Below are 18,806 nucleotides of genomic sequence, written 5' to 3'. Positions count from 1 at the left end.
AGCGCCCGGAACCGTCCGAGCGACGCTGGCCACTGCGGTGGCCTGGTGCGGAAGATAAATGCGCTGATGGCGGTTTGTCTACAGGGATGTCGGTGCCCTGCAACAAACGGTGAATCGCTGCCGGACCTGTACGAGCGCGCTTGCCCGCGATGCGCAGGATCAAGACATCAATGGTGTCTGACACACCGCATTCGCGGGCAAGCGCGCTCCTGCAGGGGTCGTGCGTCAGGCGAAAATCTGTCGCAAACCGAACAAGAGAAAAAAATGCCCCGGATAAATCAGATACGCCCAACGCCGCATCGGCCAGACACTGAACCCAGGGCGCCAGCGCAACAGCGCCAGTCCGGCCAATGGCGCGAGCAGGCAGGCGATCAAGGCGCCGATTGAAATCGGATCGCCCCACAACATCCCGTCGATGATTTTCGGCCACTCGTTGCTCAGCAGGCAGACAACGCCCGGCACGATCGCCAGCCACAACGAACGTCGCAACGCCAGCGCAAATGCCGCGGGCAACAACACGCCATATGCGCCGAACATCAATTGCGAACCACACGTAACGCCGATGACCAGCGCCACGATACCCAGCGCGCGCGCCGGCCATGAACGACTCAGCCCGCCCTGCGCGACCACCAGGCCCAATGCCAGAGTCGGAAGGACGTTCAGCGTACTGACCTCGTCCGCCATGTAAAGCCGGTACGGCAATTCGGCCAGCAGTGAAAACACTGCAAGCCACGCCAGATATTTCCAGCGAGCCGTTGGCGCAACGTCCCGGACGGCGTTGCGCGTGACATTGACCGCGATTGCCAGGCAAAACCACGGAAAGGCCAGACGCCCCGGCACATACAGCCCGTCTACGTGCAAGCCGACGTACCTCAGGTGATCCATCACCATGCTCAGCATTGCCAGCCACTTGAGCAAGTCCAGCGCGCGGTCACGCACCGGTCTGATCGTCGAGTTCGTTTCGCTCATCTCACTTCGCTGTCTGACTGAATTTTCTGACGCAACAATGCATGACCAAACCCATGATTCTTGGTTACAGTCGCAGCCTTCGATTACAGGGAACCGGCCATGTCAGACCAAAGCCAGCAGTTTGCCAGCGACAACTATTCGGGAATCTGCCCGGAAGCCTGGGCGGCCATGGAACAAGCGAACCACGGTCATCAGCGCGCCTACGGTGACGACCAATGGACAGCGCGCGCGGCCGATCAATTCCGTCAGTTGTTCGAGACCGACTGCGAAGTCTTCTTCGCCTTCAACGGCACCGCTGCCAACTCGCTGGCGTTGTCGTCACTGTGCCAGAGTTATCACAGCGTCATCTGTTCGGAAACCGCTCACGTCGAAACCGATGAGTGCGGCGCGCCGGAGTTCTTCTCCAATGGCTCGAAACTGCTGACCGCGCGCAGCGAGAACGGCAAGCTGACGCCCGACTCCATTCGTGAAGTCGCCCTCAAGCGCGCCGACATCCATTACCCCAAGCCTCGCGTCGTGACGCTGACGCAAGCGACGGAAGTCGGCAGCGTCTACTTGCCCGAGGAGTTGAAAGCCATCAGCGACACGTGCAAGGAACTGGGCCTGAACCTGCACATGGATGGCGCCCGCTTCGCCAATGCGTGCGCCTATCTGGGCTGCACGCCTGCCGAGTTGACATGGAAAGCCGGCATCGACGTCTTGTGCTTCGGCGGCACCAAGAACGGCATGGCGGTGGGCGAGGCGATTCTGTTCTTCAACCACAAACTGGCGGAAGACTTCGATTATCGCTGCAAGCAGGCCGGCCAGCTGGCGTCGAAAATGCGCTTCTTGTCAGCGCCGTGGGTCGGGCTGCTGGAAAACGACGCCTGGCTCAAGCACGCGCGGCACGCCAACCGTTGCGCGCAATTGCTGGCGGAGCTGGTCAAGGATATTCCGGGCGTGGAGCTGATGTTCCCGGTCCAGGCCAACGGCGTGTTCCTGCAACTCTCGCAAGCGGCCATCGCCGCGCTGACGGCCAGAGGCTGGCGCTTCTACACCTTCATCGGCAGCGGCGGCGCGCGCTTCATGTGCTCGTGGGACACTGAAGAAGCACGCGTGCGCGAGCTCGCAGCGGATATCCGGTTGGTGATGGGAGCCTGATCAGGACGACACCGTTGCAGGAGCGCGCTTGCCCGCGATGAACGATGACGCGTGCATCTGAAAATCGCGTCGCGCCCATCGCGGGGAGGCGCGCTCCTACCGTTCGCAGAGCGCCTGAGACATCACCCTTGCGCGATGGTCTTCTCGATCACCTCGACCGTCGCACTGACCTGCTCTTCATACCGGCTCAGCTCTTCGGCGTGTCGGCGCTGCAATTCGACCTGCTTGGAACACAGGTTCAGTGCGGCCAACACCAACAGGCGATCACCGATCAGGGTCGGATAGCTGCGCTTGGTTTCCGACAGCGCCGACTTGAGCATCGTCACCGCGTCCATCAAGGCCTGTTCCTGGCCTTCTGGCGCTTTGATCGTGTAGTCGTTGCCGAGGATGGAAATGACCTTGGTGGTGTCGCTGTCCAGGATCATGCGTTGACCGCGCTGACGCTGGTCGCACGATCAACCAGCGCCTGAATGCGGGCTGCCGTGGCGCCCTGTTTCTCTTCCTGCTCCAGCAGACTCAGTTGCAGGCTGTCGTTGTCATCCCTGGCCTGTTTCAACGCTTCGGCAAGCTGCGCGTTCGTGTTCTGCAGGTCGTGATTCTGCTGTACCAGGTCACCGACGAGCTTTTCCAACTGGCTTAGGGATGCTTCCAACATTTTGATTTCTCAGGCAAATTTCAAAGGGCGCGTACGATAAAGAAAAGTCACTTCAGCTACCAGTGAAATCAGGGCATTTACGCCGCAACACCGACCAAAAAAGCACTTGTTTCGCTTCAATCCCGCAAACGCATCAGGGCCCTGATTGACTGCGTTTTGCCCATCTTGTTCCTGCTGTTCGTCAGATTGGCCTGGCTGCGACATAAGCGCACAGTAATGGACCAAAGGGTTCAAGTGTCTGACGGACCGACCGATAAGCCGTGCATCCTCGTCATTTATTCTCCCCCGCCTCGCACGGAACGCGGCTTTCCCAGGAACCGTAATGTCCCTACGTAATATGAATATCGCGCCTCGCGCGTTTCTCGGCTTCTCCATCATCGGCGTGCTGATGATCATTCTGGGTGTCTTCGCCCTGATGCAAATGAGCAAGATCAACGACGCGACCGAGGTCATGGCCACCAACAGCATGCCAAGCATCAAAGCGCTCGACAGGCTGACCGAAGGCAGCATTCGCCTGCGCGTGCTGTCGTACCGACTGATGCTCAACCGCGACGCTGACACCCAGCAGAAAACCATCGAGCTGCTGGCAATGCGCAACCGCCAGATCGACGACGCGCGCGCGGTCTACATCAAGCTGATTTCCGCGCCCGACGAGCAGGCGACTTACGATCAGTACGTCAAACTGCTCAACGACTATCGCCAGCTTGAAGAGCGCATGAAGTCGCTGAGCAGCGCCAACAAGCTCGACGAGCTGACGGCGCTGCTCAATGCCGATCTGCAGACCAACTCCGATCAGATGAACGTGGTGCTGGGCAAACTGATCGAAATCAACACGCAGCAGCTCAACAACACCAACAGCCAGGCATCGCAGCAGTACTCCACGGCCTTCACAATGGTCGTCACGCTGCTGATCATCGCTACTGCGTTGACATTGCTGTTCGCCTGGCTGCTGACCAACAGCATCACCCGCCCGATCGCTTCGGCCCTGAATGCAGCCGAAGAAATCGCCGAAGGCGACCTGACGCGCACCATTCATGTCGACGGCACCGACGAAGCCGGTCGTCTGCTGGCAGCCATGCTGAAGATGCAATCCAAGCTGCGCGACACGCTGCAACGCATATCCGGCTCGGCGACTCAGCTGGCTTCGGCGGCTGAAGAGCTGAACGCTGTCACCGACGAGAGCGCGCGCGGCTTGTCGCAGCAGAACAACGAAATCGAGCAGGCCGCAACGGCGGTCAACGAGATGACCAGCGCCGTGGAAGAGGTCGCACGCAATGCCGTGAGCACGTCGGAAGCGTCGAAAAACGCCACCATGTCTGCCAGCGATGGCCGCGATCTGGTGCAGGAAACCGTCAGCGCCATCGAGCGCATGAGTGGCGACGTGCAAGGCACGGCGACGCTGATCGGCAATCTGGCTGAGGAATCCCGCGACATCGGCAAGGTGCTGGACGTGATTCGCGGCCTGGCGGATCAGACCAACCTGCTGGCGCTCAACGCTGCCATCGAAGCTGCACGCGCAGGCGAAGCGGGCCGTGGGTTTGCGGTCGTGGCCGACGAGGTTCGCGCGCTGGCCCATCGCACTCAGCAATCGACCAGCGAAATCGAACGCATGATCGGCAGCATTCAGGGCGGTACCGAGCAGGCGGTAAACTCGATGCGCAGCAGCACCGAGCGCGCCGAATCGACGCTGAGCATCGCCAAAGGCGCAGGCCTTGCGCTGGACACCATTAACAGCGCCGTGGTGGAAATCAACGAGCGCAACCTGGTCATCGCCAGCGCTGCCGAAGAGCAGGCACAAGTCGCTCGGGAAGTGGATCGTAATCTGGTGAACATCCGTGACTTGTCGACTCAGTCGGCAACCGGCGCCAACCAGACCAGCGCCGCCAGTAACGAATTGTCGCGCCTGGCGGTCGATCTGAACGGAATGGTCGCGCGCTTCCGGTTGTAAACACCCTAAAGGCTGCAGACTCAATTCAGAGGCTGCAGCCGTTCCAGCCCGCGATTTATTCCGAAACATCACGATTTCATTCAAGCCCCCGGATTTATGACCGATAGGCAGTGAACTAGCTTTCACTTTCCTTATCTGGACGCGTGGTTGCGTCCGACTTCCGGATGTCCCGCCATGTCATTGCGCAACATGAACATCGCTCCGCGTGCGTTTTTCAGTTTTGCCCTGATCGCTGCACTGATGTTGATTCTCGGCATATTTTCGCTGGTCCAGATGAGCAATATTCAGGCAGCAGGCGATGAAATTGCCCGCAATACGGTGCCCAGCATCCGCAGCCTGGACAAAATGATCGACACCAGCGTGCGCTTGCGGGTGCTCTCCTTCCGCCTGCTGGTCAACCGCGACCCGGCGGTGCAACAAAAGACCCTCGACTCGATGACAGCGCGTTTCCAGCAGATGGGTATTGCGCAGGCCACCTACGAAAAGCTACCGATCGGCCAGGAAGAGAAGACCCATTACGCAGAGTTCCAGCAACTGCTGGTGCAATACCGGCAGCTGGAAGATCGCATGCGCGCGCTGAGTCGCGACGGCAATATCGAGGAGCTGACCAAATTGCTCAACGTTGAGCTTCAGGAAAACTCCGACAAGATGAATACCGTCCTGTCGAAGCTTGTGGAGATCAACAGCAAGGAATCCGATGCCGCCAACGCGCGGGCGTCGGGGCAGTACCACACGGCGTTCAATCTGGTGGTGGGGCTGCTGATTGTCGCCACCGTCCTGACGTTCGCGTTTGCCTGGCTGCTGACCAACAGCATCACTCGCCCTATCGGCTCGGCCCTGAATGCAGCCGAAGAAATCGCTGAAGGCGACCTGACGCGCACCATTCACGTCGACGGCACCGACGAAGCCGGTCGTCTGCTGGCAGCCATGCTGAAGATGCAGTCCAAGCTGCGCGACACGCTGCAACGCATATCCGGCTCGGCGACTCAGCTGGCGTCGGCGGCCGAAGAGTTGAACGCTGTCACCGACGAGAGCGCGCGCGGCTTGTCGCAGCAGAACAACGAAATCGAACAGGCCGCAACGGCGGTCAACGAGATGACCAGCGCCGTGGAAGAGGTCGCACGCAATGCCGTAAGCACGTCGGAAGCGTCGAAAAACGCCACCACGTCTGCCAGCGATGGCCGCGATCTGGTGCAGGAAACCGTCAGCGCCATCGAGCGCATGAGCGGCGACGTGCAAGGCACGGCGACGCTGATCGGCAATCTCGCTGAAGAGTCCCGCGACATCGGCAAGGTGCTGGACGTGATTCGCGGTCTGGCGGATCAGACCAACCTGCTGGCGCTCAACGCTGCCATCGAAGCTGCACGCGCAGGCGAAGCGGGCCGTGGGTTTGCGGTCGTGGCCGACGAAGTTCGCGCGCTGGCCCATCGCACTCAGCAATCGACCAGCGAAATCGAACGCATGATCGGCAGCATTCAGGGCGGTACCGAGCAGGCGGTAAACTCGATGCGCAGCAGCACCGAGCGCGCCGAATCGACGCTGAGCATTGCCAAAGGCGCAGGCCTTGCGCTGGACACCATTAACAGCGCCGTGGTGGAAATCAACGAGCGCAACCTGGTCATCGCCAGCGCTGCCGAAGAGCAGGCGCAAGTCGCTCGTGAAGTGGATCGCAATCTGGTGAACATCCGTGACTTGTCAGCGCAGTCAACGACTGGCGCTAACCAGACCACCGCAGCCAGTAATGAATTGTCGCGTCTGGCAGTGGATTTGAATGGCATGGTTGCTCGGTTCAGGTTGTAAATGGGTTCCAGATCCAGAAAGGAGATGCTGCTCATCGCGGCATCCCTGCCCTCTGAGATCAGACAAACGACCGTTACAATTTGCTGAAACACCGGCGTTGACGGAGCTCCTGAGGCCCCTATAATCCAGCGCAACACACCCGCCAAGCCTAGGTTGACCTGGTCAGCACGCTCAAATCGCGCGGGTTTTTTTTGCTTGGAGAAAAAGGCATGAGGCCATTCGACAAACCCGCCCTCAGCGTCGATCAGCCATTGGAACTGCTAAAAAACCGCGGGCTGCGCATCACGAACGACCACAAGGCGAGGTCTTTGCTGGAGGTGGTCACGCTGTTCCGACTCAGCCCGTACATGCGCCCGTTTCAGAAGACATGCCCAACGCATGTCTTCAAGCCCGGCACTAGCTTGAAGGATATCGTGGAAGTCTATCGCTTCGATTCGTCATTGCGCGGCCTCGTTATGGAGGCTATTGAACGAATCGAAGTTGCCGTCCGGGCAGCCATCAACAACCATCTAAGTCCCAGATTAGGCTCAGGCTGGATAACCGACCCCAAATCATTTCACTCCTCCTATGCCCACGATGAACTGTTGCGTCCCCTCAGGCAGAAGCTCGCTGACGAGGCTAGAAAGCTTGAGCGCGGGCTGACGCGAAACCAACGCAGCGGGTTTTCAGAGCAAGCGATACGGCAACACATGGACAACCGCGCTCGCGATAACTATTTCCGCTTTTACGGTGCGACCTATAACGATCCGCAGCTGCCACCCGCGTGGGCGATGCTTGAAGAAATGAGCTTGGGGACGGTGTCGACGCTGTTCAGGGCCATCGCCAGAAGCCGCGAAAAGAAAGCCATCGCATCCCGGTTCAATTTGCCGTTTGAAGTGCTGGAATCGTGGTTGCACACGCTGACGTTCATACGTAACTGTTGCGCGCACCATTCACGTCTGTGGAACAGAGAGTTGCCTGTTCGCCCGTCACTGCCGAAAAACTGGGCCATCGCAAAGGCTTGCCACAACCAGCCTCAGCCATCGCAGCGGCTATACGTGGTGTTGACCATGCTCGCTTATCTTACTGACCTGATCAGCCCGGACACCCAGTGGAAAGCCCGAGCGCTGACGTTGCTGAAAGATCAGGACACCCCAAGGCTGAGGTCGATGGGATTCCCGGATGGCTGGGCGGCTCAGGAGCAGTGGGCTTAAATCTGTAACGTAGAACCGCTCGGCTTGCAGACAACAGCGCGTTCGAAATCGCCACTGCCGGCAAGCCGCTTGCCACCAATCTCCTCAATACTCGATCCGCACGTCCCCTTTCGGCACGCTGCAGCACGACAGGATATAGCCTTCTTCCACGTCGTCGTCGGTGATGCCGCCGTTGTGCTCCATCTCCACTTCACCGCTCAGCTTCATCACTTTGCAGGTGCCGCAGATGCCCATACCGCAGGCTTTCGGAATCATCAGCCCGAGCTTGGCGGCAGCGGCGTGGACGGTTTCGCCCGGCGCCACGCGAATGCTCTTGCCCGTGTCGGTGAACTCGACCTGATGCAACTCGGCAACGTCGATGTCGGGCGCTTCGGCTGCCTGCTCGGCATGTTCCACCGCATCGGCGCGAGCCTCAGGCGGTGTCGCGCCGAAGGATTCTTCGTGGTACTGCGCCATGTTGAAACCGTTGGCTTCGAGCAAACGCTTGACCGCATTCATGTACGGCGTCGGGCCGCAGCAGAATACTTCGCGGTCCATGAAATCCGGCGCCATCAGCTCCAGCATCTTCTGATTCAGATACCCGCGATAACCCGCCCACGGCTCGCCCAGCCCATGTTTCTCACAGACGATGTGCAACGCAAAATTGTTGATCCGCGACGCCATCTGCTCCAGCTCGCGGTGGTAAATGATGTCCTTGGGCGAGCGTGAACTGTGCACGAACACCATGTCGACATTGGCGTTGGTGTCGTAATACCAGCGTGCCATGGACATGACCGGGGTAATGCCGACACCGCCGCTCAGGTAGAGAATCTTCGGATTCGGGAAGTCGATGGCGTTGAACAGACCGACGGGACCGTGAACCGCCAGTTCCTGACCTTCGTGCAGCGTGTCGTGCAGCCAGTTGGACACCTTGCCACCCGGCACGCGCTTGATGGTGATCGAGAAGCTGTAGGGCACTGATGGCGAACTGGAGATGGTGTAGGAGCGCATGATCGGCACGCCTTCGATTTCCAGTTCCAGCGTGACGAACTGCCCTGGCTTGAAAAAGAACAGGATCGGCTGGTCGGCCATGAAGCAGAAGGTGCGAACGTCCCAGGTTTCCTGGATCACTTTGACGACCCGCACCAGGTGGCGGCCATTGGCCCAGGTCTGCGTGTTGACCGGGCTGAGGAAACTCTGGGACATACTCACTCTCCACGGCCGACTGTTGGCCTCTTATGGTGGCGATTCTGCGTAACGCACGGGCCACCTATTTACCTATCAGCGACATTCACATACTTATGGCGACCAGGCCCGATCTATAGGGGCTGCGTAGTCGGAAACGGATTCGGCCATGTCGCCCATGGATAAGGTTCGCGTCGCGCCCGGCTCCACACTCGCCGTCAATCGTTATTCATTTTTTACACATAAACATGAGCGACAGAAAACACCGTCGCCTCGCGTGCCAGACACACAACACAACCGTATTGGCCACATTCGTAGGTCGTTGAAAACGCGACCTGAGGACTTGAAAGATGGACGTCACCGCAACTCTGAGCTTGGGCGATCCGCTGGAACCCGCACGCAAGGCAACCGCCGAGATGCTGCAGAACCGCGAGCGCACTTACTCGCTGCCGCAGCCTTTCTACAATGATGACCGGCTGTTTGAAATCGACATGCAGGAAATCTTTCAAAAAGAGTGGCTGATCGCCGGCATGACCAGTGAGATTCCGGCCAAGGGCGACTTCCTGACGCTGGAAATCGGCAAAAACCCGATCCTCGTCGTGCGCGCGCCAGACGGTTCGATCAACGCGTTTCACAACGTCTGCCGCCATCGCGGCTCACGTCTGTGCACCAAAGAAAAAGGCAAAGTCGCCAAGCTGGTGTGCCCATACCACCAGTGGACCTACGAGCTCGACGGCCGACTGCTGTACGCAGGCACGGAAATGGGCGCCGATTTCGACATGAAGCAATTCGGCCTCAAGCCTGTGCATTGCAAAGTGTCGGGCGGCTATATCTTCATCAGCCTGGCGGCCAATCCGCCGGCCATCGACGAGTTCCTGCAGACGCTCAATCACTACATGGAACCGTACGACATGGAAAACACCAAGGTGGCGGTGCAAACCACCTTGATGGAGAAAGCCAACTGGAAGCTGGTGCTGGAAAACAACCGCGAGTGCTATCACTGCAACGGCTCGCACCCTGAGCTGCTGAACACGTTGCTGGAGTGGGACGACGTCACCGACCCGCGCGCCGATCAGGCCTTCAAGGATCACGTCGCGGCGTCGGCAGCCTCGTGGGAAGCCGAGAAGATCCCGTTCGCCCACAAGAGCTTCGGCCTGCGCAACCGCATCGTGCGCATGCCGCTGCTCAAAGGCACGGTGTCCATGACCATGGACGGCAAGCAGGGCAGCAAAAAACTCATGGGACGCATCCAGAACCCGGATCTGGGTTCAATGCGCATCCTGCACCTGCCGCACTCCTGGAACCATTGCATGGGCGACCATGTGATCGTGTTCACCGTGTGGCCGATCAGCGCTCAGGAAACCATGGTCACCACCAAATGGCTGGTGCACAAAGACGCTGTCGAAGGCGTGGACTACGACGTCGCGCGTCTGCGTGAAGTCTGGGATGCGACCAACGATCAGGACCGTCGTCTGGCCGAAGAAAACCAGCGCGGGATCAACTCCATCGCCTACCAGCCTGGCCCGTACTCGAAGACTTACGAGTTCGGTGTGGTCAACTTCATCGACTGGTACAGCGCCAAGCTGCTCGAAAACATGGGTGCCGAGCCTGCGCCCTATTTGAAGGGTGTAGCAGTCAATCACGAATAACCTGGCGACCGCTTGATCTGACGCATCGGCCGGACCCGGCCGATGCGTTTTTCCCACTGTCAACTTTGATCAAATTATAACCAATCCTACCTCGCTCCAATCCCACCGCGCCTCGCCAGCATCCACGAACAACTTATCCACAACACCGCGCACAGTAATTGTGGGGAAGTGGATTTTTCGTTGCGCGAAAAGTGAAGAAAAACCGTGCCTTATTGGAATAGTCACAATCCTCCCTTGGCTGTTTAAATTTTGATCAATCCTTTAAGAGCCGCTATCCACGTGGGCTACAGAGGATCGCGAACACCTTATCCACAGATCCGCCAACAGAGATTGTGTGCAAGTCGGGAAACCAGGTCATGGCCTGTGGAAAAACAGTTATGTCGCTGACGACGCTCTGCATAAGACACAGATCTGTCAGGAAATCGTCGAGTTGATCAAAATTTGATCATACTCTCGAAAGCCCCGAGACACATGGCCTTCAGCCGATCGCGAACATCTTATCCACATACGCGCTAACAGAGATTGTGGGCAATAATCTCGCTCGGGGACATGGAGCTGTGGAGAAAAAGCGTTATAAATGCGTCAGATGGAGCGATCGTTTTTTGATCAAACGCATGTAAGCCACGGTTTGCAAGGGTTTCAGACATGGGCGAACAGTTTATCCACAGGTGGACTAACAGGGATTGTGGGTATGTGGATGGCTTTTATGAGGGGGAGAATCGGAAGCGTCTGACAGTCACGCGCCTTTTTCATTATTAAACTCACTACCTACGCAACTCATACAGGACTCTCACATGTACGAATGGACCTCCTTTTCACGCGAAGTCATTCTTGAAGCGAGTAGTAGACTCTCGCAACGTAAACGGGGAGTAGCTTTCCCGCTTCCCGAAGAGTTGACAGGGGTCTTCAACTTCAAGCCCAAGAGCATGGAGGAGCTGGACCAAGCATTCCGAACAGCAGCTCGAAGGCTCAGGCAAGGCGATCACGCGGGATGAACATGCCCTACAACTACATCTTCAATGAGCTGGTCGCTGACGAGGACGACATACTCGGACAGTTGGCCTATGCAGCCTATAAACGTCAGAAAATAGAATTCATTCAGGCATTCAGAGAAAAAAACGGCATCGATCCACAGGACGATGATCTCGCCCCTTTTCACGACATCAGCAACGGGCTCTCACAATTGGGGGTCTACAGAACGCAGGCCGCGAAGCTGGTAAGGGATTTTTCTGAGGCAGCGCTAACGACAGAAGTGGACGGCCTGCGCAGGTTCTACTCCGTGAAAGCCAACAATGAAATCCGATCGGCCAGACCCGGCTTCTGGAAAGGGGTAGCGCAGAGCCTTATTGGTTCCGGAATGTTCGCCCTTCTGATCGGATGTTTCGTCTTTTTCACCTGGAGCCTGAAACAGGGCCCGCGCCAAGTCATAGAGCAAGTGTTCGATGTGGTGATCGTCGATGCAGAGTCCAGCCTGAAGACAGCATCGGCAGAAGAGCCATCTTTCTAGCATAAGAAAGGCGCCACATGGGCGCCTCTCCTGAGTGCTGAACAGGGGCTCAGCGAACGACGCCCTCCTCCACCAACAGCTTCAATATCGCCGCCGCACCTTCCTGCGCGCTGACACCTTTGAGCACTTGACCACCGCCACCGCTCGCCTTTGCCGTCGCCGCCTTCATGCGATCGGCACCGCTTTTGGCCTTGATGACTTTCAGGCGTTTGGGGCGAGGTTTCGCCGGACTCAATTCGGCACCTGTGAATAACTCGTCGATGACCACATCGATCTGCTCGACATCCAGCACGCCACGCTGCGCCGGACCATATGCGCTTTGGCGTGGCTTGGGCGCTGCGTTGTCGACAGTGGCGAGGAACGGCAAGCGGACCTTGAGACGGCGACGCTGCCCGCGCGGCAACGCCTGGAGGACCTGAGCAGTGCCGTTGTTCATGGATTCGACTTCGGCCATGCCTACCACCAGCGGCCAGCCCAGCTTTTCCGCCAGTAGGTACGGCAACATTCCTGAGCCTTCGCCTGTCTCTGCCTGACTACCTGCCAGCACCATCTGAACGCCGGATTCGCGGATGTAATCGGTGAGCCCGGGCAGCGCGTCGGCACCCTCGGGCTGTTCGAGAACATGCAGTTCGTTCAAACCCATGCCTAGATAGGCCCGTAGCGCCGGTTCCTCTGCATTCCCCGCATGCAGGACGTGCAAGTTATCCCCAGCCAACTGCAGACCCAGCTCGACCGCACGCGCGTCTTGCTCGGCGCGGCGTGGACGCCCGGAAGTCGGGTGAGCACCAACGGACACGAGGCTAATGACGTGCAACGCGCTTTTATCCACAGGCAGTTTTTTGTCAGGCTGCATCGCGTTTCGCCTCATTCCGGTACGCCTCCACGGCCTCGATGAGCGCCTGGAGGATCGCGGCACTTTCGCCAATCACTGACAAATCAGCGCGTTTGATCATGTCGCAGGTTGGATCGAGGTTGATCGCCACAACTTTGTCGCAGGCGCCGATGCCTTGTAAGTGCTGAATCGCGCCGGAAATACCCACAGCGACGTAAACCCTTGCCGTCACCCACGTCCCCGAAGCACCCACCTGCCGATCGCGGGTCATGAAGCCATCGTCCACCGCGACGCGCGAGGCGCCCTCGGTAGCACCCAGCGCGGCGGCGGTGCGGTGAAACAAATCCCAATCCTTGACCCCGTTGCCGCCCGAGAAGATGAACTCCGCCTCGGCCATGGGGATAAGTGCAGGGTCCACCGCAACGGCACCGAGGTCTTCGATGCGAGGCAGGCTGCGCGCAATGTTTGTGGATAACTCGACCGGCAGCGCCTCATGGCGCGTTTCGCTGACCGGCTCGGCGCACTCGGCTGCTGCGAGAATGAGGCGCGAAACAGGCCGCGCGATGTCTTCGCGCCCGGCGCCCGCACGGCCCGTGGCTTGTGCATCCTTCACCTGCCAGACACGCGTGGCAGGACGCTCACCTGTGCTTGCAGCGAAACGACGACCCAGCTCACCCCCACCGCTGCGACTGTCAGGCAGCAGCCAGTGCTGCGGATCGAACTGGTTATCCACAGCGCGCAAACCTTGAACGCGCTGCTCGGGCGAGTAACCTGCGAATTCCGCGCCTTCCAGCACCAGCAGGCGATCGACGCCTGCCGTGTCGAACGCGCTTTCCTTGTGCTCGCCAAAGACAACAGCCAGGACCGCACCTTCCGTGCCTGCGAGACTATGGGCCAAGCCAAGCAGATCGCGGTCGTGGCTGCTCAGGCGACCCCCGACCATGTCCGGGACCACGGCGATGTAGAACGCCGGATCGATGACCTGATGCAGCGGCAACTGCACGTCGGCAGCCGTTGCGCGCTTGACCGTACCGCCCTGTTGGGCGCCGCTGCGGTCGATGCGTTTGATGCCATTAGGTCCGATGAAACCAATGCCGTGCACATTCTTGCGGATGATGCCGTTGGGCCCCATCCAGCTTGCCTGCACCGGTTGCATGGCCGCGTGCAGCGGGTGCAAACGGTTACGGGCGATCCATTCAGCGCGTGGGTCGCGGCGAATAATGTCGCTCATCAGTGCGCCTCCGCAGGTTCACGTTTAGCCGGCGCCGGTTTGGCGGGGGCCACTTCTTCGAGCACGGCATCGGCCACCAGCTCGGCGATGTCCTTGATCATCGGCCGCGGCTCCACCACGCCTTCAAGCATTGCCGTGCATTGCGGACACCCTACGGCCACCAGCTCAGCGCCCGTTTCGCGAATGTCTTCCATGCGCATGTCCGGAATACGTTGCTTGCCCGGGATGTCAGTGATCGGTGCACCACCGCCGCCACCGCAGCAGCGGGAACGGAAACCGGAGCGCTGCATTTCCTTCACCTCGATACCCAGCGCTCTGAGCACCTGGCGCGGGGCTTCGTACTCACCGTTGTAACGGCCGAGGTAGCAAGGATCGTGATAAGTCACGCTCGATCCTTTGTGCTGACCGAGATTCAGCGCGCCATCGCCGATCAGTTCTGACATATAGGTGCTGTGGTGTTGCACGAGGTAGTTGCCGTCGAAGGCGCCGTACTCGTTTTTCAGCACATGGAAGCTGTGCGGATCGCAGGTGACGATGCGTTTGAAGCTGTATTTGCTCAAGGTCTGGATGTTGCGTCTGGCGAGCATCTGAAAAGTCGCTTCATCGCCTAGACGGCGCGCCACGTCGCCACTGTCGCGCTCTTCGAGACCGAGCACCGCAAAGTCGACCTTCGCCGCTTTCAGCACTTTGACGAAAGCGCGCAGGGTGCGCTGATTGCGCATGTCGAAGGCACCATCGCCGACCCAGAACAGCACGTCGGCGGTCTTCTTGTCGCTCATGACGTTCAGGTTCAGGTCCGCAGCCCAGTTCATCCGCCCGCCCGGTGCAAAGCCGCCCGGGTTGTCAGTGGCGATGAGGTTTTCGAGCACTTCGGCGCCTTTGTTCGGCGTGGCGCCTTTTTCCAGCGTCAGGTGTCGGCGCATGTCGACGATGGCGTCCACGTGCTCAATCATCATCGGGCACTCTTCCACGCAGGCGCGACAGGTGGTGCACGACCACAGCGTCTCGGCATCGACCAGGCCATTGACGATCGGCTGATGCGGATTGCCGCCGTGTTCGCCGATGGCTTTGCCGGGGTAAGGACTGCCGGCGAAGGAGGCATCGGTGCCACCGGCCAAGCCGACAACCATGTCCTGAATCAGTTTTTTCGGGTTCAGCGGCTGGCCCGCTGCGAACGCAGGACAAGCGGCTTCGCACTTGCCGCACTGCACGCAGGCGTCGAAACCCAACAATTGGTTCCAGGTGAAGTCCTTGGGCTTTTCAACGCCCAGCGGTGCGGTCGGATCAGCAAGGTCCAGCGGCTTGAGACCGGTCGAACGACCGCCGCCAAAACGCTCGGCGCGACGGTGCCAGGCCAGGTGCAGCGCACCGGCGAAGGCGTGCTTCATCGGGCCGCCCCACGTCATGCCGAGGAACAGTTCCGACACGCCCCACAGCACGCCGATCCCGAGAATAATCGCCAGCAACCAGCCGCCGAAGTTCTCCGGAAGAATTCCGGCGACCGGTAATGTCACCAGAAAGAAAGAAGCCGAGAACGCCAGCAGGCTTTTCGGCAGGCGCATCCACGGGCCTTTGGACAGGCGGGACGGAGGGTTGCGACGACGCAGGTAAACGAAGATCGCGCCGACGAACATGACTGCCGACATCAACAGCAGCGCATAGCCAAGGACGCGGTTATGCAGACCGAAACCGTGAACCAGAATCGCCAGCACGATGGACGCCACCGCCCCGCCCGCAGTCGCGACGTGGGTGTTGGCAATGTATTTGTCCCGCGCGACCACATGGTGCAGATCGACCATGTACCGTTTGGGCATCGCCAGCAGGCCGCCGAGCAGATCGACCTTGGACGCACGACCATTGCGCCACATGGCCACCCGCCTCAAGGCGCCGAGGACACCAAGGCCCAGGGCTGCGAACAGCAGGATTGGAAGAAGGGTGTTGAGCATGTGGAGCTCCCAAAGACCAAGGGTCTCGCCAGGGGCTGATTGTTCCCGCGCTCCGCATGGGAACGCATACCGTGACGCTCCGCGTCACCAAAACAGACGCGGAGCGTCCATTGCGGCATGCCCACGCGGAGCGTGGGAACGATCATGTGTAATTAAAAGTCTTTGCAGAGTCGCAACGCGTCGTAGATGGCAGCATGCGTATTACGCTGCGCCACGCAGTCACCGATGCGGAACAACAGATAGCCATCACCCGGCTGGCTCAGCGACGGCTGGGGCTGGATCGCGAACAGGGCGTCGATGTCGATCTGACCCTTGTTGCGCGAGCCTTCCTTGAGGCCGTAATACAGCGCTTCGTCAGGACGCACGCCGTTCTCGACCACTACCTGATCGACGACGCGCTCCTCTTTGGCGCCGGTGTATTCGTTCTCCAGCACCGCGACGAGCTTGTCGCCTTCGCGATAGACCTTCTCCAGCATCATGTCGCCAGTCATGATCACTTCTTTGGGGTACATGCTGCGGTAGTACGTGGGGAAAGACGTACCGCCGATGGCCACGCCCGGCTTGATGTCGTCGGTAACGATCTCGACCTGGCTGCCCTTGTCCGCCATGAAGTCAGCGACCGACATGCCGGTGAATTCGCAGATGGTGTCGTAGACCAGCACGTTCTTGCCTGGGGCAACCTTGCCGTCAAGCACGTCCCAACTGCTGACCACCAGCCCTTCGGCGGCGCCCCAGTGTTCGTTCTGCTCAAGGAATGGATGACCGCCCACGGCCAGCACCACCACATCAGGACGCAGGTCCATGATGGTCGGAATATCAGCCGCAGTGCCCAGACGCACATCGACTTTCAGGCGCGCCAGCTCAAGCTGATACCAGCGCGTGATGCCGGCGATCTGGTCGCGCTGCGGCGCTTTCGATGCCGTCACGATCTGCCCGCCGATGAATTCTTTCTTTTCGAACAGCGTCACGTCGTGACCACGCTCGGCAGACACCCGCGCCGCTTCCATCCCGGCAGGCCCTGCACCGACGATGACCACTTTGCGTTTCACGCCCGTGGTTTTCTCGATGATGTGCGGCAGGCCCATGTATTCGCGGGACGTTGCTGCGTTCTGAATGCACAGCACGTCCAGCCCCTGATACTGACGATCGATGCAGTAGTTGGCGCCGACGCACTGACGAATCTGGTCGACCTGCCCCATTTTGATCTTGGTGATCAGGTGCGGATCGGCGATGTGCGCGCGGGTCATGCCGACCATGTCGACGTAGCCGCCTTCCAGAATGCGTGTGGCCTGGTTCGGGTCTTTGATGTTCTGCGCGTGCAGGACCGGCGCCTTGACCACTTCTTTGATACCGGCGGCCAGGTGCAAGAATGGCTCCGGTGGATAACTCATGTTGGGGATCACGTTGGCCAGGGTGTTGTGCGTGTCGCACCCCGAGCCCACCACACCGATGAAGTCGATCATGCCGGTCTGGTCGTAGTACTTGGCGATCTCTTTCATGTCTTCATGGCTGAGACCGTCAGGGTGAAATTCGTCACCACAGATACGCAGGCCCACGCAGAAATCAGGACCCACTTCCTTGCGCACAGCCTTGATCACTTCCAGACCGAAACGCATGCGGTTTTCGAAGCTGCCGCCCCATTCGTCCGTGCGTTTGTTGACCCGAGGGCTCCAGAACTGGTCGATCATGTGCTGGTGCACCGCCGACAGCTCGACGCCGTCCAGGCCACCGGCCTTGGCACGTGCCGCGGCGCTGGCGTAGTTGCCGATCACGCGCCAGATTTCTTCCGGCTCGATGGTCTTGCAGGTCGCGCGGTGTACGGGCTCACGAATGCCCGATGGCGACATCAGCGTCGGCCAGTGGTCACCGTCCCAACGGGAGCGACGGCCCATGTGGGTGATCTGAATCATGATCTTGGCGCCATGCTTGTGCATGGCGTCAGCGAGGTTCTGGAAGTGCGGAATGATTTTGTCGGTCGCCAGATTGACCGACTTCCACCAGCCTTGCGGGCTGTCGATGGCGACACTGGAGGAGCCGCCGCAAATCGCCAGGCCGATGCCGCCCTTGGCTTTCTCCTCGTAGTACTTCACGTAGCGGTCGGTGGTCATGCCGCCATCAGTGGCGTAGACCTCGGCGTGCGCGGTACTGAGGACGCGGTTGCGGATGGTGAGTTTGCCGATCTGGATCGGCTGAAACATTGCTTCGAAAGCCATGACGCGGTCCTCGGCTTACAACGGTTTTACGACAAACAGGCCATCTTCGTGGCCTTCTTCCGAACCACCGTAAACCTGCTCGGCCACGGTGCGAACGGAACTGCCTTTGGCAGCGAGAATCTGGTCCATGGCGCCGGCGAACCAGCCCGTGAACATGTAATCGACCTTGCGACCGACTTTGCCGTAGACGTAAACGAAGGCCGAGTGCTCCAGCTTGACGCTGGCGGTGCCTTTATCCAGATCGATCTCCTGGATCTTGAACAGGCCCCAGCCGCGCTGCGACAGACGATTCATGTAGTGCTCGAACACCGCGACGCCTTCGATGCCGTGGCATTCGGCTTCTTTCTCGCACCAGTGCCAGGCCGATTTGTAGCCCGCCTTGTAGAGAATCTCGGCGTAGGCTTCGGCGCCCAGTACTTCCTCGATGCCCATATGGTTGTTGACGAAGAAGTGACGCGGCACGTACAGCATTGGCAGAGCGTCGGAGGTCCAGACACCGGTCTCGCTGTCGACTTCGATTGGCAATTGCGGGGCGATCTTGGCCATGGAAACTTAACTC

The 18,806-nt window shown here is 59.4% G+C and carries 15 protein-coding genes; 6 read left to right on the top strand and 9 right to left on the bottom strand.

Going from position 1 to position 18,806, the window contains the following annotated elements:
• Window positions 1–225: 225 nt before the first annotated feature.
• Window positions 226–969: a TraX family protein gene (locus tag AAGQ88_RS01775; RefSeq protein ID WP_342654290.1), complete on the bottom strand. Its 744-nt coding sequence runs from the start codon at window positions 967–969 to the stop codon at window positions 226–228.
• A gap of 99 nt (window positions 970–1,068) precedes the next feature.
• On the opposite strand from AAGQ88_RS01775, the gene AAGQ88_RS01770 reads away from it, so the two are divergent.
• The gene (locus tag AAGQ88_RS01770) at window positions 1,069–2,109 is read left to right on the top strand and encodes a low specificity L-threonine aldolase (RefSeq protein WP_342654289.1); all 1,041 of its coding nucleotides are present in this window, start codon (window positions 1,069–1,071) and stop codon (window positions 2,107–2,109) included.
• Between the two features lie 122 nt (window positions 2,110–2,231).
• Here the strand turns inward: AAGQ88_RS01770 and AAGQ88_RS01765 are convergent, their stop codons facing one another.
• Together AAGQ88_RS01765 and AAGQ88_RS01760 are read right to left on the bottom strand one after the other, a co-directional pair.
• The gene (locus AAGQ88_RS01765) at window positions 2,232–2,534 is read right to left on the bottom strand and encodes a cell division protein ZapA (protein ID WP_285426429.1); all 303 of its coding nucleotides are present in this window, start codon (window positions 2,532–2,534) and stop codon (window positions 2,232–2,234) included.
• The gene (locus AAGQ88_RS01760) at window positions 2,531–2,764 is read right to left on the bottom strand and encodes a hypothetical protein (RefSeq protein WP_093468467.1); all 234 of its coding nucleotides are present in this window, start codon (window positions 2,762–2,764) and stop codon (window positions 2,531–2,533) included. The genes AAGQ88_RS01765 and AAGQ88_RS01760 overlap by 4 nt, the downstream gene beginning before the upstream one ends.
• A gap of 322 nt (window positions 2,765–3,086) precedes the next feature.
• Here AAGQ88_RS01760 and AAGQ88_RS01755 point away from each other — a divergent pair, with 322 nt between their 5' ends.
• The 3 genes from AAGQ88_RS01755 to AAGQ88_RS01745 all read left to right on the top strand — a co-directional run bounded on the left by AAGQ88_RS01755 (window position 3,087) and on the right by AAGQ88_RS01745 (window position 7,705).
• Window positions 3,087–4,712, top strand: a complete 1,626-nt coding sequence (locus tag AAGQ88_RS01755; protein WP_342654288.1) for a methyl-accepting chemotaxis protein — start codon at window positions 3,087–3,089, stop codon at window positions 4,710–4,712.
• 174 nt (window positions 4,713–4,886) lie between these two features.
• The gene (locus tag AAGQ88_RS01750; RefSeq protein WP_285426431.1) at window positions 4,887–6,512 is read left to right on the top strand and encodes a methyl-accepting chemotaxis protein; all 1,626 of its coding nucleotides are present in this window, start codon (window positions 4,887–4,889) and stop codon (window positions 6,510–6,512) included.
• Window positions 6,513–6,721: 209 nt separating this feature from the next.
• Window positions 6,722–7,705, top strand: coding sequence for an Abi family protein (locus AAGQ88_RS01745; RefSeq protein ID WP_342654287.1), 984 nt, complete (start codon window positions 6,722–6,724; stop codon window positions 7,703–7,705).
• Window positions 7,706–7,789: 84 nt separating this feature from the next.
• Here AAGQ88_RS01745 and gbcB read toward each other — a convergent pair whose 3' ends face one another.
• Entirely contained in the window at window positions 7,790–8,890 is a 1,101-nt protein-coding gene (gbcB, locus tag AAGQ88_RS01740) for a glycine-betaine demethylase subunit GbcB (RefSeq protein WP_285426432.1), read from the bottom strand.
• A 329-nt stretch (window positions 8,891–9,219) separates the two neighbouring features.
• Here gbcB and gbcA point away from each other — a divergent pair, with 329 nt between their 5' ends.
• Both gbcA and AAGQ88_RS01730 read left to right on the top strand, forming a co-directional pair.
• Window positions 9,220–10,518 (top strand): glycine-betaine demethylase subunit GbcA, encoded by a 1,299-nt coding sequence (gbcA, locus tag AAGQ88_RS01735; RefSeq protein WP_342654286.1) that lies wholly within the window; start codon window positions 9,220–9,222, stop codon window positions 10,516–10,518.
• Between the two features lie 991 nt (window positions 10,519–11,509).
• The gene (locus tag AAGQ88_RS01730) at window positions 11,510–12,025 is read left to right on the top strand and encodes a hypothetical protein (RefSeq protein WP_342654285.1); all 516 of its coding nucleotides are present in this window, start codon (window positions 11,510–11,512) and stop codon (window positions 12,023–12,025) included.
• Between the two features lie 49 nt (window positions 12,026–12,074).
• Here the strand turns inward: AAGQ88_RS01730 and AAGQ88_RS01725 are convergent, their stop codons facing one another.
• The 5 genes from AAGQ88_RS01725 to AAGQ88_RS01705 form a co-directional block, all read right to left on the bottom strand.
• The gene (locus AAGQ88_RS01725; protein WP_342654284.1) at window positions 12,075–12,878 is read right to left on the bottom strand and encodes an electron transfer flavoprotein subunit beta; all 804 of its coding nucleotides are present in this window, start codon (window positions 12,876–12,878) and stop codon (window positions 12,075–12,077) included.
• A complete protein-coding gene (locus AAGQ88_RS01720; RefSeq protein ID WP_285426436.1) occupies window positions 12,868–14,088 on the bottom strand; it encodes an electron transfer flavoprotein subunit alpha/FixB family protein in 1,221 nt (406 codons plus the stop codon). The genes AAGQ88_RS01725 and AAGQ88_RS01720 overlap by 11 nt, the downstream gene beginning before the upstream one ends.
• Entirely contained in the window at window positions 14,088–16,034 is a 1,947-nt protein-coding gene (gene dgcB, locus AAGQ88_RS01715; protein ID WP_342654283.1) for a dimethylglycine demethylation protein DgcB, read from the bottom strand. The genes AAGQ88_RS01720 and dgcB overlap by 1 nt, the downstream gene beginning before the upstream one ends.
• A gap of 152 nt (window positions 16,035–16,186) precedes the next feature.
• Window positions 16,187–18,247 (bottom strand): dimethylglycine demethylation protein DgcA, encoded by a 2,061-nt coding sequence (gene dgcA / locus AAGQ88_RS01710; protein WP_342654282.1) that lies wholly within the window; start codon window positions 18,245–18,247, stop codon window positions 16,187–16,189.
• A gap of 15 nt (window positions 18,248–18,262) precedes the next feature.
• Window positions 18,263–18,793 carry a DUF5943 domain-containing protein gene (locus AAGQ88_RS01705; protein ID WP_093468445.1) on the bottom strand — a complete coding sequence of 177 codons (531 nt, stop codon included), beginning with the start codon at window positions 18,791–18,793 and terminating at the stop codon, window positions 18,263–18,265.
• Between the last annotated feature and the right edge of the window lie 13 nt (window positions 18,794–18,806).

The organism is Pseudomonas sp. F3-2, assembly GCF_038804275.1.
GTDB lineage: Bacteria > Pseudomonadota > Gammaproteobacteria > Pseudomonadales > Pseudomonadaceae > Aquipseudomonas.
Note: the sequence above shows the minus strand (reverse complement) of the source record. Positions and strands in the feature narration are given on the sequence as shown.

Bases quoted from the DNA above. Each gene is read 5' to 3' on its own strand.
- AAGQ88_RS01750 (WP_285426431.1), top strand. From the start codon at position 4,887: ATGTCATTGCGCAACATGAACATCGCTCCGCGTGCGTTTTTCAGTTTT.
- AAGQ88_RS01745 (WP_342654287.1), top strand. From the start codon at position 6,722: ATGAGGCCATTCGACAAACCCGCCCTCAGCGTCGATCAGCCATTGGAA.
- dgcB (WP_342654283.1), bottom strand. From the start codon at position 16,034: ATGCTCAACACCCTTCTTCCAATCCTGCTGTTCGCAGCCCTGGGCCTT.
- AAGQ88_RS01705 (WP_093468445.1), bottom strand. From the start codon at position 18,793: ATGGCCAAGATCGCCCCGCAATTGCCAATCGAAGTCGACAGCGAGACC.
- AAGQ88_RS01775 (WP_342654290.1), bottom strand. From the start codon at position 969: ATGAGCGAAACGAACTCGACGATCAGACCGGTGCGTGACCGCGCGCTG.
- gbcA (WP_342654286.1), top strand. From the start codon at position 9,220: ATGGACGTCACCGCAACTCTGAGCTTGGGCGATCCGCTGGAACCCGCA.
- AAGQ88_RS01770 (WP_342654289.1), top strand. From the start codon at position 1,069: ATGTCAGACCAAAGCCAGCAGTTTGCCAGCGACAACTATTCGGGAATC.
- AAGQ88_RS01725 (WP_342654284.1), bottom strand. From the start codon at position 12,878: ATGCAGCCTGACAAAAAACTGCCTGTGGATAAAAGCGCGTTGCACGTC.
- gbcB (WP_285426432.1), bottom strand. From the start codon at position 8,890: ATGTCCCAGAGTTTCCTCAGCCCGGTCAACACGCAGACCTGGGCCAAT.
- AAGQ88_RS01730 (WP_342654285.1), top strand. From the start codon at position 11,510: ATGAACATGCCCTACAACTACATCTTCAATGAGCTGGTCGCTGACGAG.
- AAGQ88_RS01760 (WP_093468467.1), bottom strand. From the start codon at position 2,764: ATGTTGGAAGCATCCCTAAGCCAGTTGGAAAAGCTCGTCGGTGACCTG.
- AAGQ88_RS01765 (WP_285426429.1), bottom strand. From the start codon at position 2,534: ATGATCCTGGACAGCGACACCACCAAGGTCATTTCCATCCTCGGCAAC.
- AAGQ88_RS01755 (WP_342654288.1), top strand. From the start codon at position 3,087: ATGTCCCTACGTAATATGAATATCGCGCCTCGCGCGTTTCTCGGCTTC.
- AAGQ88_RS01720 (WP_285426436.1), bottom strand. From the start codon at position 14,088: ATGAGCGACATTATTCGCCGCGACCCACGCGCTGAATGGATCGCCCGT.
- dgcA (WP_342654282.1), bottom strand. From the start codon at position 18,247: ATGGCTTTCGAAGCAATGTTTCAGCCGATCCAGATCGGCAAACTCACC.